The 17,028-nt window shown below is 64.9% G+C and carries 6 protein-coding genes; all 6 read left to right on the top strand.

What is annotated here, in order from left to right; translation table 11 throughout:
* Positions 1-240: 240 nt before the first annotated feature.
* Positions 241-9,837, top strand: a complete 9,597-nt coding sequence (locus tag L540_RS00360) for a two-partner secretion domain-containing protein (protein ID WP_156185328.1) — start codon at positions 241-243, stop codon at positions 9,835-9,837.
* A gap of 303 nt (positions 9,838-10,140) precedes the next feature.
* Complete coding sequence (locus tag L540_RS00355) at positions 10,141-10,740, top strand: fimbrial protein (RefSeq protein ID WP_231584719.1); 600 nt, start codon at positions 10,141-10,143, stop codon at positions 10,738-10,740.
* Positions 10,741-10,845: 105 nt separating this feature from the next.
* A complete protein-coding gene (locus L540_RS00350) occupies positions 10,846-11,640 on the top strand; it encodes a fimbrial biogenesis chaperone (protein ID WP_043209427.1) in 795 nt (264 codons plus the stop codon).
* Between the two features lie 16 nt (positions 11,641-11,656).
* The gene (locus tag L540_RS00345) at positions 11,657-14,164 is read left to right on the top strand and encodes a fimbria/pilus outer membrane usher protein (RefSeq protein WP_109842440.1); all 2,508 of its coding nucleotides are present in this window, start codon (positions 11,657-11,659) and stop codon (positions 14,162-14,164) included.
* The gene (locus L540_RS00340; protein ID WP_231584718.1) at positions 14,161-15,273 is read left to right on the top strand and encodes a fimbrial protein; all 1,113 of its coding nucleotides are present in this window, start codon (positions 14,161-14,163) and stop codon (positions 15,271-15,273) included. Before L540_RS00345 ends, L540_RS00340 begins: the two co-directional genes overlap by 4 nt.
* Positions 15,266-17,023 carry a ShlB/FhaC/HecB family hemolysin secretion/activation protein gene (locus tag L540_RS00335; protein WP_231584717.1) on the top strand — a complete coding sequence of 586 codons (1,758 nt, stop codon included), beginning with the start codon at positions 15,266-15,268 and terminating at the stop codon, positions 17,021-17,023. The genes L540_RS00340 and L540_RS00335 overlap by 8 nt, the downstream gene beginning before the upstream one ends.
* Positions 17,024-17,028 lie beyond the last annotated feature (5 nt).

Raw genomic sequence — 17,028 nt, 5'->3', positions numbered from 1 at the left:
TCCTACCTTTCTGCGCCCCGATCGGGCGACTGCCTGACTTCAGGCTATGGATTTCAGAGAGGCCGGCATCCGTTCTGCATCTATTAAGAACATTCCTACACATTCTTAGGAATGCATCAAGTATTCCGTCCGATAGGTGGCCGGCATCATACGCCCAGTCTTTTCCTATCGAGTCCGGCCATCAAGCGAAAAAGAACCCCTATTAGCCGGAAAAACTGAAAACGTTGGCAGGAATCCACCGTGAACGCCTCACTCTACCGATTGATATTCAGCAAAGTGCTGGGGATGTATGTCCCGGTCTCCGAGATCAAGACCGCCGGCCGCCGCAAGACCGCGCGGGCGCGCAAGGGCGCGCTCCGGCCCGCCCGGCTGAGCCTGCTCTCATCGGCCTTGTGTCTGGCCTTTGGCCTGCAGGGCCAGTCGTCCGCCCAGATCGTCCCGGCTGCCGGCGCTGCGACGACAACGCATCACTCGGCCTCCGGCGTGCCGGTTGTCAATATCGCCGCGCCCGATGCCCATGGCCTGTCGCACAACCGCTTCCAGCAATTCAATACCGCGATGCCTGGCGCCGTGTTCAACAACAGCACGGCCGATGGCCGGTCCCAGGTTGCCGGCCAGATCAGCCGCAATCCGAACCTGGGCGGCGCGCTGGCCAGCACCATTCTTTCCGAAGTCACCGGCACCGGCCCGAGCACCCTGCAGGGCACGCTGGAAGTCTTCGGCGGCAAGGCCAGCCTCATCATTGCCAATCCCAATGGCATCAGTGTCAACGGCCTGACCACACTGAACACCAACAGCCTGACCCTGTCCACGGGGGTGCCGAACGCGCGTGACGGCGTGGTCACGCTGGACGTCAACCGGGGCAATATCACCGTGGGCAGCGGCGGGGTCAACACCGACGGCCTGAGCACCTTCGATCTGGTCGCCAAGATGATCCGTATCGATGGCGCGGTCGGCGACGGCACAGGCGCCACGACCGACATCAAGGCCGTGGCCGGCAGCGGCAGTTTCGACACCTCGACGCGCGATTTGAGCAGCGCCGTGCGCCGCGTTCGCCGGGCGGCCGATGCGCATACTGGATATGCAATCGATGGCAGCGCCGCTGGCGCCATGCATGGCAGGGCCATCTCGCTGATTTCCACCGACGCCGGCCTGGGCGTGCGCCAGCCCGGCATGCTGGTGTCGCCGGGCGACATCATGATCAATGCCAGGGGCAATATCGAAGTCGGCAGCGCCAAGGCCCGTCAACTCGATCTGCATTCGCGTGCCGACGTCAAGGCCGCCATGGTGCAGACGGCGGGCAAGCTGTCGGCCATCGCGGGTGGCAACCTGGCCGTGGACGCCTTGGTGACCGGCAATGGGGCGCGCCTGACCGCCGAGTCGGGCGACCTGCGCATGGGTCCGGACGGCAATAGGGAAGTCGACAGCTCCGAACTGACGGGCGAGCTCGACATCTCGGCCCGACAAGGCAGTGTCATCCTGTCGCGCGGTTTCAAGACCGACGCGCTCAAGGTCAGGGCAAAGAATTGGGTCTTGCGCAACGCGGTGGCCGAGGTCACGGGCAAGGACGGCGTGGCCAACAGCGTGGATATCGACGTCAGCGGGCGCATCGTGCTGGCGGGCAGCCTGCACGGGGCCGATGACGCCGGCGCCGTGCTCACCGACTCCCTGGTCAAGGTCATCGAAGGCCGCCCGGTCGTGCAGAAGGCCAGCACCGGCGAGACGCTCCATGGTTATGTGGTGGGCTCCAATGTGGGCATACGCGCCCTCAAGGGCGATGTTCTGCTCAAAGGCGGCACGTTGGAGAACCAGAACAGCGTCATCGCGGCGCTGGCCGGCAAGATGACGGTGGATCTCACCGCCGATATGGAAAACCAAGGTTTGGTCCGAGGCAAAAAGGGCCTGAGCGTATCGGCACAGAACATCAAGAACACCTTCGAACTCAGCTCCCAGGGCAAGGTGGATGTCAGCGCGCGCGAAAAGCTCGAAAACCAGGGCGAAATCTCGAGCCTGGTCGGAGCCGGCGTCGTGCCCGGCGCCGGCGAGCAGCAGTTGACGCTGCGCGCCGGCAGCGCGTTCAGCAACAGCGGTTTTGTCGCCTCTACGGGCAAGATCCTGATCGAGGGTGTCGCCGGGCAGGACGGCGCGGCGGCCCGCCCCGCGATGGTCAATACGCGCGCCGGCCGCATCGATGGCGCTGAGCTGACCATCGCCGGCGCAAGCTTCGATAGCGAGGGGGTGGCCACGGCGCGCAACGGCATGGCCCGGGTCGACGTCGATGGCGCGTTCCGCTCGACCGGCCAGTTCATGGCCCTGGGCAAGAACGGCGGCGACCATAGCCTGGATCTGCGGGCCGGCAGCATGCACGTCGACGGCATACTGAAGTCGGCCCGGGGCATGAAGCTCGCGGTCACTGACGATACGGAATTCGCCTCGGGAGCCAACGTCGAGGCCAAGAATATGACGCTCACCACCCGGGACCTCAGCAATGCCGGGGTGCTTCGCGTCAGCGGCGAGGCTACCGTGGAGGCGAGCCAGGATATCATCAACCGCGGCAAGCTGCAGGCCCGCAAGCTCGATCTGTCGGCCCAGCGGGATATTCGCAACCTGGGCAGCCAGGCCGTCATGCGTAGCATGACGTCCTTGTCGGCGCAGGCCGGCCGCGATATGGTCAATGAAGGCCGCATGCGCGGCAAGACGCTCACCCTGAAGGCGGCCAGCATCGAGAATCGCGCCGGCGCCAAGATCGACGGTGATCAGTCGGGCAGCCTGACGGCGACTGGCAAGATCGCCAATCAGGGCAAGATCACGATCAAGCAAGCCGATATCCAGGCCCGACGCCTGGAAAACCAGGCGGGCGGCCAGCTGCATGCCACCGAGGCCAAGGTGAAGACGACGCAGGCGCTGCTCAACGCCGGCGAGATCAAGATCAGCGGGATGCTGACCGCCTCGGCGGCCAAGATCCAGAATCTCGCGGGCGGACAGTTGCTGGCCGATACGGCTTCGCTCACGGCAAGCGGCGCGGCCTCGAACGCTGGCCAGATCAAGGTCAAGAGCGAGCTGACGCTCACGGCCCGCGAGCTGAACAATCAGCAAGGCGGAGGCATCCATGCGCAGACCGCCCGCCTGACGCTCAAGCAAAGCCTGGTCAACGCGGGAGACATCATGGCCAAGGAGCAGGCTGTGCTCAAGGCGCATGAGCTGCGCAATGAGGCGGGCGGCGCGCTGCGCGCCGCCCAGGCCGCCTTGACCCTGGATCAGGGCCTGAGCAACGCTGGCGAGATCAAGGTCCAGGGTGAACTGCAGGCCAGCGCGCAAACGCTGGACAACCAGGCAAGCGGCACACTGCTGGCCGATACCGCCTCGCTGGCGCTGCGGGACGATGCCGCCAATGGCGGGCAGATCAAGGTCAAGCAGCTGACGCTGGCGGCCAAGGGTTTGAACAACCGCCAAGGCGGGATGATCCAATCGGATAACGTGCGTCTGACCCTGCAAGAGGATATGGACAATGCGGGCGACATCTCGGCCAAGACCCTGACCGCCACGGCGCGCTCGCTGAGCAATGCGGCCGGCGGCATGCTGCGCGCCGATCAGGCCGCGCTGACCCTGTCGCAAGACTTGCGCAATGCCGGACAGATCAAGACCAAGCAGCTGACGCTGTCGGGCAAGGGCCTGAGCAATCAGGACGGCGCCTTGATCCAATCGGATACCGCCGACCTGAAGATGCAGGAGGACATCGACAACGCCGGCCAGATCAAGGTCGCGCAACTCACGGCCGATGCCAGAACGCTGACCAACCAGGCCAGCGGCCAGATCCTGGTCGATGACGCCGTCCTGAAGACGCAGACGCTGGCCAATGCCGGCACCATACGGGCCAGCAACGATCTCTCGGCCACCACGCACGACTACCGCAATACGGGCGAGTTCAGCGCCGGTCACGATCTGACCCTGGTGATCAAGAATCCGGCCGGCCTGACCATCGACGCGGAACATCGCTCGCCCATCGCCAACGGCACGCTGACCCTGGAAGCCGCCTCCATCGCCGTGCGCGAGGGCGGCGTGCAGAATCCCGGCAACGTCGTCATGAAGGCCACGGCGGGGGATATCGACAACTACGAGCAGATCGCCACGCCGGGCGTGCTCACCATGACGGCCACGGGAGATATCAACAACCATTCCGGCTCGCTGGTCTGGGCAGGGGGCGATGCCAGCCTGTCGGCCCAGACCATCCACAACCAGACAGACGCCTGGATCATCTCTCAGGATGGCGACGTCACGCTGAAGGCCGCCATCAAGCTGCGCAATGAAATGGGCCGTATCGAGGCGGGCCGCGACCTGAACGCGGACGCGCCGCTCATCGAAAACCTCTCGCAGCTCTCGGGCGATCTGCGGGTCAGCGATAGCGAGCACGAGCGCGTCACCGTCTCCAAGAGCCTGGGCTATTGGAGCGGCGGGCGTTGGGTCAAGACGCAGATCGGCGATTTCGAGGTGCGCAAGCCGGTCAGCACGCTCAAAGTGAAGCAGGGCGTGATGCGGGCCGGCGGCGACATGAACCTCAACCAGGCCGAACAAAAGGGGCACAAAGCCCATGTTCACAACGAGGGCACGATGCTGGCCGGCAAGCAATTGCGCGTCGACGGCAGCGTCGAAAACCGCTCCATGTCCAAGCAGCTGAGCGTCATGGACTATCTGAAGATGAACACGGGCAATTACCGCTCCTGGGTCATGGAGGTCGCTTTGCCGACCGGCGGGCACGAAGGCCGATTCGCTTCGCTCTACGACATGCTGGATTTCCTCCTGGCCGACCACAAAAAATGGATCAGCCTGGGCGGCGCTTACTGGTATGTGCCGACGGAGAACCTGCTGCCGGTGCTCATGTCGGCCGACATGAGCCAGGCGCCCGATTTGGAGAAGGTCCTGGCCGCGGCCCTGGGCGCCGACTGGCGAGGTCTGGGCGCGCAGGCCGCCTCGCAGCGCTGGAACGAGTTCAAGCAGGGCAAGCGCGGCGGGACGCTGGACTTCTATCCCATGGCGCAGACCGTGATGGCCGGGCATGACGGCGTCAAGCATGCCGGCGGGCGCATGGTCATGGGCGGCAATTCCAGCCAGGATGCGGCCGCCGCCAGCCTGAACGCCGAGAAGCGCCAGCAGGCCCAGATCGGCAAGGCGGCGGTTTCCGCGCTGGCCGGCACCCTGGACGCCAGCTTCGACCTGGGTTCGGGCGCGTCCGACCTGAGCGATCTGGATCTGGACCTCGGGGAATTCGACCCGACCGCCATGGACCTGGCCTTTGCCGGGCCGGAAGCCGACAACTTCACGCTGGAGTTCCGGGATCCGGTCCTGGCCGATCTGTTGAGCAACCGCTTCATGTTTGGCCGGGCGCCCAAGCGGGTGGATACGGCTACGCTCACGGCGCCCGATGGGCGGGTCCTGCCTCGTCCCTATTTCGAGACGCGCATGAAGTTCATCGACCAGAAGCAGTTCTATGGGTCGGACTACTTCTTCCAGCGATTGGGCTATAAGCCGCAAAGCGGCATGCAGGTCAGTGGCGACAACTATTTCGATACGCAGTGGATCCTGCGCGAGCGCGCGCGGTTGCTGGGTGGCGTCGAAGGGCGCATGGGCAGCGGCGACGCCGAGACGGTCAAGGCCTTGATGGACAATGGCGCGGAGCAGGCCGCCCGGCTCGGCCTGGTGGTCGGCAAAGCCCTGACCGAGGAGCAGATCGCCAAGCTGGACAAGGATACGGTCTGGTACAGCTGGGCCAGCATCCAGGGCACCAGGGTCCTGATGCCGCGCCTCTATCTGGCCAACGCCAGCAAGCAGGCCGCCGACGAGATGCGCAAGAAGGGCGGCGCCGTCATGGCCTCCGCCAATGCGATCCGCATCGACACCAATGGCGCCGCGGTCACAGTGGACAACGCGGCTTTCGTGGGCGGCAAGGTTGACATCGATACCCGCAGCGAAGAAGCCAAGCAGGAAATGGCCGCGCGCGACGCCTTGCTGGCCAAGTTGGGCCAGGAGCTGGCGACGCCCCTGAACGCGGCGATCGACACGCTGGCGCAGGCGCAGCAGCGGCAGTTGCAGGGCGCCGCCGCCAAGGTCTTGGCCGCGGTGGGCGGCATCCTGTCCAAGGGCCCGGATGGCAAGCCGTCGTTCGACCCCGATGCCTTGAGCCCGGAAAAACTCGCTCAGCTGCAGGCCAGGGCGCAAGACTTCTACTGGGACAGCCAAGTGGGCGCCGGTGATCTGCTCGATCTGGCCGGCGGCGCGGTCGGCCTGAACGAAGACGGCACCCGGGTCGCCCAGCGGACGCTGGCCGCCGAGGACGCCAGCGGTCTGCTGGCTCGGCGTGCCGCCGACTGGCGCAAGGAGAAGGACAAGGGCGAGCCCCTGACCACGAAGCAGCTGATCGATGTGCTGCAACGCGCCGCGGCGATGGCCACGGGCGCGGTGGCCGTGGACAAGCCGGCCGTGGCCCGCGTGACCAAGGCCGCCCAGAGACTGGCCGAGCGCGAGATGCGCGCCAAGGGCAGCTATGCCATCAAGGCGGCCATTGGCGACGCCAGTTTCACCAGCACGGGCGGCGTGGCGGGCGGCGCCCAGAGCGACAGCGCCCTGAATATCAAGGCCGGCGATATGCGGGTGGTCGGCGGCAAGATGCAGGGCAAGACCGTGGATCTCGAGGCCGAAGGCAAGCTCAAGGTCGTGGTCGGCATGCGCTACGACGACAAGGGGAACCTGGTGGCGCGCGATGACACGCCCCAGGTCAAGGGCGAGGAATCGGTCAGGCTCGCCGCCACGGACCTCCGGACCGAAGGGGCCGTCGTCGAGTCGGACGGTGAAGTCAACCTGAAGGCCAGCAAGATCCAGCTTGACGCGGTCAAGGAGGTGAGCTCGCAGTACAGCTTCGAGGTCGAGAATGCGCTGGGCGACTTCTTGAGCTTCTTGTCGCAGACCATGACGGTGGAGCAATCGGCCAGCGCCGCGGACAAGGGAAGCACGCTCAACGCGAAGAAGCTGGTGGTCGACGTCAACGGCGACATGAGCGTCGTCGGCGGCGCGGTCAACGCCCAGGAAAGCGACGTCGATATCGCTGGCGACCTCAGCCTGAAGGCCGGCGAAAACCATCACTATGGCTACGCCCGCGAAGACAAGCGCGATCTCTCCCTGGGAGTCGCCGTGGGTGTGGGCGGCTATGAGGTCAGTGCATCGGTGAGCAGCGAAACGGGCGAGCAGTCGTATGCCGGCCGCGGCAAGATGGCGGGCGCGCGCGTGAATGCGAGCTTCACTGTGTCGTCCGAAGCAAGCACGACGCAAGCTAAGACGTATACCAATGGCCAGTTCAATGTCGGCGATGGCGCCGTGAAGGTGGGGGGCACAGCCGATCTGGGCGGCGCGGACGTCAATAGCGACCGCTCCGAAACGCCCGAGGGCGCCGCCACCGGGGGACTGACGATCGCGGCGGGAGATATCAAGACCACCAAATACGTCGATGAGGAGGAGACCGAGACCTCGCACTGGAGCTTCACGATGGGCGTCGAAGCCAAGGCGACTTCTTCCGTCGCGACGACCGCTACGCGCTTTGGCGACATGATCGCGCAAACCGTGGATGACCCCAAGCGCAAGATCGATCCCGAGCTGGCCGCCGCGATGGCCGCGACCGAGGCCACGCAGCTGCTCTTGACCGACACCGGCGCGCTCACCGGATCGATGAAGGCGGGCTATGAGTGGGGCCATAGCAAGAGCACAGAGACCAAGGAGAACACGCAAACCTTTGGCGGCAATATCAAGATGTCCGCGGATAAGGGCAATATCGATCTGGCCGGCGCGCAGTTTAAGGGCGGAGACCTGCTCGCTTTCGACGCCAAGGGCGATGTGGCGATGCGGGCGGCGGAATCCAGGACCGTCAGCCATGGCGAAGATCACTCGACGGGGACATCCACGTCGATCAATGCCGGGGCCAATGCCCCCATGGCCTCGGCCGGGGTGGGCGTCGCGACCGACATGTCGGGTTCGCACATGGTCACGACCGAAGACAGCAAGACGTATCAGACCAGCAAGGCCGATGCACGTCAGATCGACATCAAGGCCGGCGGCGATCTGCTGCTCATCGGCGCCAAGGTCAAGGCGACTGAAAACGCCAACGTCGATGTCCAGGGCGATGTGCGGGCCGCCAGCTTGCAGGACGATATCAACAAGAAGCAAGAGGGCGGAACCTGGAGCGGCGGCGTCGTGGCCAGCGTCAACACCAAGACCATACTCTCGGGTTCGCCCACGGTTGGCTGGTCGGCCGAGCATCACCACGACAATGCCAAGACGGTGGCGGAGCGCGCAGGCATCGAGGCGGGCGCCAATCTGGCCCTGAAAGCGGGCGGAACGCTGGACCTGACCGGAGCGACGGCGAGCGGCAAGTCGGGCACGGTTGATGTGAGCAAGATCACCGCTAGCGACCTGCACGACAAGATCGACAAGGATGGCGGCAAGGGAGGCATGTCGATCGGGGTGAATCCGACCACGGGCCTGCCCACGGTGGGTATCGAGTATGGGCGCGATGCGCGCGACCATGTCGAGGCGGTCCACAGGGCTACCGTCGACGTTGGCGATCCCGCCAAGGTGCAGGCCGTCGAGGGCGTCCAAGGGCCGCTCAATACGGACCAGGCCAAGCAGTATGAGGTGACTCGGGAAGAGTATTACGCGGGCGGCGAATCCGCGCTGACCTTGGCCAGGCCGACGCGAGACAAGACAAAGCAGAAGCCGAAGAAGAATGGCCCGGTCGAGCATCCGCCGGCGACGGCCAAGACCAAGGTGGTCAAGACCGAGACGGCCACGGTGACGGCCACGCCCAAGCCGCAGCGTGCCGAGCAGGTCGATCCGGGCCTGCCGGCGCCGCCGGTCAAGATCAAAGTGGTCAAGACCGAAACGGCAACGCTGACGGCCACGTCCAATCCGCAGCGCGCCGAGCTGGTGGATCCGGGTCTGCCGGCGCCGCCGGTCAAGACCAAGGTGGTCAAGACCGAAACGGCAACGCTGACGGCCACGCCCAAGCCGCAGCGCGCCGAGCTGGTGGATCCGGGTCTGCCGGCGCCGCCGGTCAAGACCAAGGTGGTCAAGACCGAAACGGCGACGCTGACGGCCACGCCCAAGCCGCAGCACGCCGAGCTGGTGGATCCGGGTCTGCCGGCGCCGCCGGCCAAGACCAAGGCGGTCAAGACCGAAACGGCGACGCTGACGGCCACGCCCAAGCCGCAGCAGGCCGAGCTGGTGGATCCGGGTCTGCCGGCGCCGCCGGTCAAGACCAAGGCGGTCAAGACCGAGACGACGACGCTGACGACCACGCCCAAGCCGCAGCAAGCCGAGCTGGTGACGCCGCCGGCCGCTGATCAGGTCGATGGCGGACCGAAGGCTACGCCCAAGCCCAAGCCCAAGCCCAAGCCCAAGCCCAAGCCGAAGCCTGAGCCCAAGCCTGAGCCCAAGCCTGAGCCCAAGCCTGAGCCCAAGCCTGAGCCCAAGCCGAAACCTCAGGCCAAACCCAAGCCTCAGTCCGAGGGCGGACGATACGCCGTGCAGGAACAGGTCAAGGCCGCGCAGAAATTGGTGTCCGAAATGAACCTCATGAAAGACGTGGGCGGCAAGCTGGCCAAGCCCATCAAGCTGACCTTCACCGGGCCCAATGGCACGGAAACAGTCACCATCACCAAGCGTGAGCAGCTGATGAAGCTTGACGGCAAGGTCTTGACGAGCAAGCCGGCGCAGGGAGCCGAACAGAAGTTCCTGCTGAAGATCGAAGATGTCGGCGGCAAGAATTACCGCGTGACATACAAGACGGCCAAGTAGTTCCTGTCGGCAATTGCCGGGCGGAAAAGGGGTGGTTTCCCTTTTCCGCTTTTTTTTTATCAAGCCGACGGCGACAGGCGGCCGTCCTCGGATCATTGCTCATCAATAGGAAATTTCCTACGCACTGAAAGGTGTTGGCTGATGGATGGATGCGCGTGGTCTCAATAGGATTCTTCTTATCTCATTTCCCTGCAAATCAAGGCCAAAAGACTGAAACACGAGTGCTCTGTTTTTGGTTTTTTCTGTCTCTGGTTTGCGTTTGGATGTGGGAAATCCCTTTAACTCCTACGCAAAGAAAAAACCATGCACTTCATGCGAAAGACCTTGCTGCTGATTCCGTTCGTCGGCATGGCCGCGGCGGCGCAGGCCGCCGACGGCACCATCACGATTCGCGGTGAAATCGTTGACACCACCTGCAAGATCGAGGGCGCTCTGCCGCCGGCCAATATCAATGTCCGGCTGCCCAAGATCTCCACGGCGGCGATCAAGAACGTCAACGACACGGCCGGCGCGACGGTGTTCAACATCAACCTGACCGAGTGTCCCGCCGCCATCAACGGCCAGGACGTCCATATCTATTTCGAACCTGGGCACACCACCGACTACGCCTCCAAGACCCTGATTCCGTATCAGCTGGCGGCGGCGGGCACCGCCATCCCTGGCGCCGGCGCGGCCGGCACGCGCTACGACCATCTGCGCATCGAGCTCGCCGGCCTGGACGGCGTGCAGATCCCCATGGGCAGCACCTCGGATGTGCAAAAGGCGATTGCAGGCAACACCTTCCGAGTGACGGATAACAAGACCGCAGCGCGTTTTATCGCTCGCTACAAGCGAATATCGGCGGGAGCAATCGCCGCGAGTCATGTCGGTACTGCCGTGCAGTTTTCCGTGATGTATCCCTGACCCCGGAGAGGCTCGTCGGGTCCTTTCCGGCGGTCTCTCTTTTCTGAAGCGCCGTGTATCCGCCGCATTGCGATGGCGGACGGCACTTGTGACTGGATTCTGATCATGAACATTTCTAAGCGGCGCACGATGCGCGCCAAGGGAGAGTTTTTGTCTGTCCGAAAGCCAGGTTTCTGGCGCGGCCTGGCGCTGCGGGCGTGTGCTGGCGCCCTGGCCCTGGGCCTGGGCGCCTCCGCCCAGGCCAGCCTGGTCGTCGAAGGCACCCGCGTGGTCTACAAGGCCGGTGCGTCGGAAGTCGTCGTCAAGTTGACGAACGACGGCGCCGTGGCCTCGCTGATGCAGGCCTGGATCGATGACGGCCGCGCCCAGGCCACGCCGGATCAGATGAATGTGCCCTTTTTCCTCACGCCGCCCTTGGCCCGGGTCGAACCGGGCAAGGGCCAGGCCCTGCGCATTTTCCATACCGAAGGCGGGCAGCCCCTGCCGCAAGACCGTGAATCGCTGTTCTGGCTGAACGTATTGGATGTGCCGCCCAAGGTCGATAGCGACGAAGAGGCGGGCGCCATCCTGCAGATCAGTGTGCGCTCCCGCCTCAAGCTCTTCTTCCGCCCCAAGGGCCTGGCCGGCTCGGCCGAGAGCGCGCCCGCGGACCTGCGTTTCAAGACGCTGGCCGGCGGCAAGTTGGAGGTCGCGAATCCCACGCCTTACTACGTGAATCTTCGCGAGCTGGCCTATGGACCCGAAGACCGTCCCACGCAGCGCTATCCGGCCATGATGATCGCGCCCTTCGGCAGCGAAACCCTGGACCTGGGTGGCGGCAAGCCGGCGACGATGCGCTATGCCGCGATCAGCGACCTGGGCGCCATCCACTTCTTCGAGAAGGAGGTGGGCAAGCAGTAGCAGGCCCGGCGTGATCATGGTTTTCAATCGCTTTCCAACGGCTTCGCGGCTTTGCCTCTCGCTGGCCGCCTCCCTGGCTGCTTCCGTCGCCGCGCCGATCGCGCATGCGGCGCCGGAGCTTCAGGCCGAGCTGCAGTTCGATCCCCGGATGCTGTGGGGGTCGGCCAGCCAGGCTGATCTGCGGCGTTTCGCGCGGCGCAATGTGCTGCAGCCCGGGTTGCACCAGGTCGAGGTCCTGCTCAATGAGCAGCGCGCCGTGCCCATGACGGTCCGTTTCCGCGAACAAGCGTCTTCTACGTCCGAGTATGCGGACGCGCTCGCCTGCCTGGACCAGGGCCAGTTGGAAACGCTGGGCGTCAATCTGGATGCGCTCGACCCGGCGTTGCGCGCGGCGCTGGCGGACGGCGCCTGCGTGAGCGTCAAGGATATCTATCCCGATAGCGTCGAGAGCTTTGATTTCGCGACGGGACAATTGTCCATCAGCGTGCCGCAGGCCTATGTGCGAAATCGATATCACCGCGACATCTCGCCCGACCAGTGGCAGACCGGCATTACGGCCTTTCGCAGCAACTATAGCTATAGCTACAACCGTTATGACTTCAACGGCGCGTCGTTCCAGTCCTTCAGCGGCCTGCTCGACAGCGGCTTGAATATCGGCGGCTGGTATCTGCGCAATAGCGCCTGGATCAGCCATGCGGGCGGGCGCAGCGCCTTCCGTTCGCAGCGTACGACCCTGCAGACCGATATTCCGTCATGGCGCGCTCGCCTGGTGCTGGGCGACATCTTTGCCGGTTCGGAGTACTTCAGCCCCTATCAGATGCGCGGCGTGATGCTGTCGACCGATCCGGCCATGCTGCCGTATTCGGAGCGGCTGTACCGTCCCACGGTCCGGGGCGTGGCGGCCAGCCAGGCGACGGTCAAGATCCTGCAAGCCAATAGTGTGATCTATCAGGGCAGCGTCGCGCCCGGCCCCTTCGCGATCGACGATTATTCCCCGATTGGGTATGGCGGCGATCTTACGGTGATTGTCACCGAGTCCAATGGCGCCGTGCATCGCTTTACCGTGCCCTTCGGCAACGCGGTGCGCCTGATTCGCAAGGGTCAGGTCCAGTACGCGGCCAGCGCCGGACGCTATACCGGCAACCGGCACACTGCTGTCAGACCCTGGGTGGCGCAGCTGACCGGCCGCTGGGGCGTGCACGACGGCGTCAACCTGTATGGCGGCGTCCTGGCCGCGGACAAGACCTATGCGGCCATGACGCTGGGCGGCGCCTACAACACGCCGCTGGGCGCGATCAGCCTGGATACGACCTGGGCCTACGCCCGCCCGGTGGGGCAGCGCAGCGACCTTGGGACGAGCTATCGCTTGTCCTACAGCAAGACGCTGGAATCCACGCGCACCGTCGTGCGCCTGGCAACCTTGCGTTACTCCTCCGAAGGATTCTGGACGCTTGCCGACACGCTGGCGCGTGGCTTCACGACCTTGCGGCCCGGGCGGCCCCGGGGCGAATTCAGCCTGGCCTTGAGCCAGCCCTTGGGCGGCTACGGCAGTCTCTATGTGTCCGGCGCCTTGCGTAACTACTGGCGTTCGGAGGCCAGGCAGACGCAATGGGAGCTGGGATATGGCACCAGCGTCAAAGGGGTGGGCGTACAGCTCACGGCTTCGTTCAGCAACGGCAGCTTCGGCCGCGACCAGCAGGTGATGCTGAACTTCGCGATCCCGATCTCCGGCAGTTCGGGCACCCTTCGGACCAGCCTGCAGCAGGAGCGCAACCGCGGCAACACGCAGCGTGTCTCCTACGACGCCACGGTGGGCGAGTCGAGGGCGTTGTCATACGGCCTGGACGTGACGCGCAGCGCCGACAAGAGCCTGAGCTATGGCCTGAATGCCAATTACCAGGGGCGCTATGGGCAGATTGCCGGCGCGCTGAACCGCCAGCCGCAGGGCACGCAGGTTTCGGTCAATGGCAGCGGTGGCCTCGTGGTGCATGGCGGCGGCGTGACGCTGGGCCAGATACTGCCCGACAGCATTGGCCTGATCGATGCGCGCGAGGCGGAAGGCGCGGCCATCGCCAACATGAGCAATGCCAGTGTCGATGGCAATGGCTATGGCCTGGTGCCCCTGTCGCCCTATTCATACAACGAAGTCCATCTCTCGCCCGAAAACCTTTCCCTGGACGTCGAGCTGCAGTCCACGGTGGAGGAGGCGATTCCGCGCGCCGGCGCCGTCGTGCCCTTGGTGTTCAAGACGCGCCGCGAGCGTTCGGCCTTGCTGGTCATCGCCGATGCGCTGCGCGAGCGTCTGCCCTTTGGCAGCCCGGTCACCGACGGCCAGGGCGCCACGCTGGGCACGACCGGGCAGGGCGGTCGCGCCCTGCTGCGAGGCCTGCCCGCCGAAGGCGAGCTGCACGCGCGGCTGAGCGACGGCACGGTGTGCCGCAGGCCTTACCGCCTGGACGACACCACGAAAACCGGCGAGGGCGGCCTGCCCGTCATCGCCATGCAATGCGAGGAACAACCATGAATCCCCTTGGTTTGCTTGGGCGCGGCTTGGCGCCGGCCATTCCCCTGTGCCTGGCCATGCTGTCCTGGGCAGGGCCGGCGCAGGCGGCCTTCGAGGCGCCGCCCGCCAACTGCTCCACGAAAAGCAATTTCATCACCACCCTGGCAGGCACCGAAGTCCGCGTGACGCCCGACATGCCGCTAGGCACGCAGCTCAGTCCGCCAACAGGCAGTAACAGCATTCTGGCGGCGTTTTGTGAATATGACACCGGAGATCCTGACCTCGCCGAAAGCATGGACGGCGAACCCGTGGCGCTTGTCCTGACCGCCAGCCCGCAGTATCCGCAGATCGACAGTCCCTACGGCGTGATGATCCGCCTGCCGAGCATTACCGACGCCATCGGTGTCGCCCTGCAGGTGGAAACCGCCAATGGCCAGACGCTCGCGCCCGGCCAGAAGGAATGGGTGATCGGCACTGACGGCGAGGTCAACTATTTCTTTGACGACGGCAAGATCCGGCTCCGGACGCCCGACACGCAGAGCCTGACCTATCGTTTGGCCAAGGTCGCCCAGACAACCACGCCCGGACGGAGGCTCGTGGGCCAATACTTCGGTCTGTTCACGGTGAAGTGGGTGGTCCGCTACGGGACGTCCGAGGCCAAGGTCGTGGGCATCAGCACGGTGGACATGTCGCACGGCACGGCGCTGTCCGTCATGGCGCAGGGCTGCAACTACAGCAATGTCGTTCGCAGCTTGCCGCGGGTGCGGCGCAGCGAGTTCGGCGGCGTCGGGAGCACCTTGGCCGAAACGCCCTTCGAGGTGCCTATCACCTGCTATGGCTCGCCCAGCGTGAAGTTCTCCATCACGCCGCGCCACGCGGATGCCTCGGTGGCGGGCTTGGGCCTGGCCGATGTCGCCGACACCAAGGGCGTGGGCGTGCAGCTGCTCAAGGACGCCAGCGGCGATGTTCCCTGGGACTTTTCGTCGGTTCGCCCCCTGGCGGAGGCCGTGGCCTCCAGCGACGTCGTGAACATCCCCATCGCCTTGCGCGCCCGCTACTACCAGACCCGCCGCGATATCAACGTCGGCCCCTTGCAGGTCGTCTATACCTTTACGCTCAATTATGACTAAGACTACTTTTTCGTGTGGGGCGCGCCTTGCGCTGGCGCTGGCCTTGTCGCTGCCGGCCTGGTCGGCCATGGCCCAGCACGCCCATCCCTGGCTGCCTCCTTCCGGCCAGCAGCCGCTCACCCCCGGCCAACGGGACCTGAACATCGAACAGAACCGCCTCGAGCGCGAGCAACAGCAGCGGCTGATCGACCGTGCCTTGACCCAGCCGCCCGGCACCCGACTTGAGGCGCCCGAGCTACCGGCCGAGCCGGATATCACCGAACCGGGGCATACCGTCACGCTCAGTGGCGTCGATCTGGATTTCGGGCCGCAGCCCAGCCTGTTCGATGCCGAGTCCCTGGTGGCCTCCTATCTGCATCGTCCACTTGGCAATCAAGGCATATTCAACCTGGTTCGCCAGTTGATAGGGCGGCTGTACGAACTGGGCTATGTCACTTCCAATATCGCCTTGGGCAAGCCGGCCGTGGTGCAAGGGCGTTTGCAGCTGCACGTCAACTGGGGGCGTATCAAGGGCTGGCGCATCGACGGCAAGCCGGTCGAGGCGTGGCGCGACCGCACCATGGTGGCTTGGGCCATGCCCAACTGGCAGGGGGCCGTTCTCAACATCCGGGATATGGACCAGGCCATCGAGAACATGAACAACGGCTTCAAACAGGTCACGGTCACCATCGCCCCGGCGGAAGAGTACGGCTACTCCTACCTCGACCTGACGGTGCAGCGCGCGGCCTGGGCGCGGTTTTCGGTGGGGCGGGACAATTCCGGCCTTGGCACGCCCCAGCGTGGACGCGATAAATACAACGTCTCGGTGGCCATGGGCGATCTGCTGGGCATCAACGACACGCTCAACCTGTTCACCAGCCGGCGCTATTTTGGCGACGCGGCCCACGATGGAGAAGAAACCTATGACCTGGCCTACCGTATTCCGCTGGGCTACACCCGCATCGACTTGCAGGCCGGCTACAGCAGCTATAAAAACCTGTTGCGGGCCCATGGCCTGGCCTATCAGTCGGCCGGGAATTCACGCCACCTGGGCTTGCGGGTCACGCGCACCGTCTACCGCGATGCGACGACGCAATTCAGCCTGTATGGCGGCCTGAAAACCCGCCAGAACAAAAACTACCTGGCCGGCCATTTGCTCGCCATCAGCAGCAAGCACTACAGCGATGGCACGTTGGGGATGCAGTGGAGCAAACAGCACGGGCGGCACGCCATGTTCGCGGACCTGTCCTGGAACCGCGGCCTGGGCATGAACCAGGGCCAGTATTCGGCCTTCAGCCCGACCCACGCCAATGCCTATGCCTCCCGGGTCAACGGCATCCTGTCGTGGCAGGCCGATTTCGCGCCCGGCGGCCAGCTGCTGACGGTGCAGTCCCAGCTGGGTTTCCAGTACTCGCGCCAGATGCTGCTCAACAGCTATCAGCTGACGCTGGGTGACGAGTACACCGTGCGCGGCTTCAGCCGCATGACTTCGCAAAGCGGCGACAAAGGCGTTTATCTGTCCAATACGGTCTCCGCGCCCATGAGCCTGCCCTGGTTTGGCGGCGTCCGCGTCACGCCCTTCGTGGGCCTGGACGCCGGCGTACTCAAGAACAACAACGAAGGCGCCCGCGCGGTGAACATCGCGGGCTGGGCGGCCGGCTTGCGCGTGAACACCCGCCACTGGAATGTGTCGGCGACCTACGCCAAGCCGATGTGGTCGCCCCTGCCCAAGAAGCCGGTGTGGTACATCAATACCTCCATCGTCTTCTAGGGGCA

Source organism: Bordetella pseudohinzii, assembly GCF_000657795.2.
Lineage (GTDB): Bacteria > Pseudomonadota > Gammaproteobacteria > Burkholderiales > Burkholderiaceae_B > Bordetella > Bordetella pseudohinzii.
The sequence above is the reverse complement of the archived record's forward strand: the minus strand, read 5'-3'. Positions and strand labels throughout refer to the sequence as shown.

What these genes read in the sequence shown, in the direction of transcription:
- L540_RS00355 (WP_231584719.1), top strand. Translation starts at nt 10,141, where the DNA reads ATGCACTTCATGCGAAAGACCTTGCTGCTGATTCCGTTCGTCGGCATG.
- L540_RS00335 (WP_231584717.1), top strand. Translation starts at nt 15,266, where the DNA reads ATGACTAAGACTACTTTTTCGTGTGGGGCGCGCCTTGCGCTGGCGCTG.
- L540_RS00340 (WP_231584718.1), top strand. Translation starts at nt 14,161, where the DNA reads ATGAATCCCCTTGGTTTGCTTGGGCGCGGCTTGGCGCCGGCCATTCCC.
- L540_RS00350 (WP_043209427.1), top strand. Translation starts at nt 10,846, where the DNA reads ATGAACATTTCTAAGCGGCGCACGATGCGCGCCAAGGGAGAGTTTTTG.
- L540_RS00345 (WP_109842440.1), top strand. Translation starts at nt 11,657, where the DNA reads ATGGTTTTCAATCGCTTTCCAACGGCTTCGCGGCTTTGCCTCTCGCTG.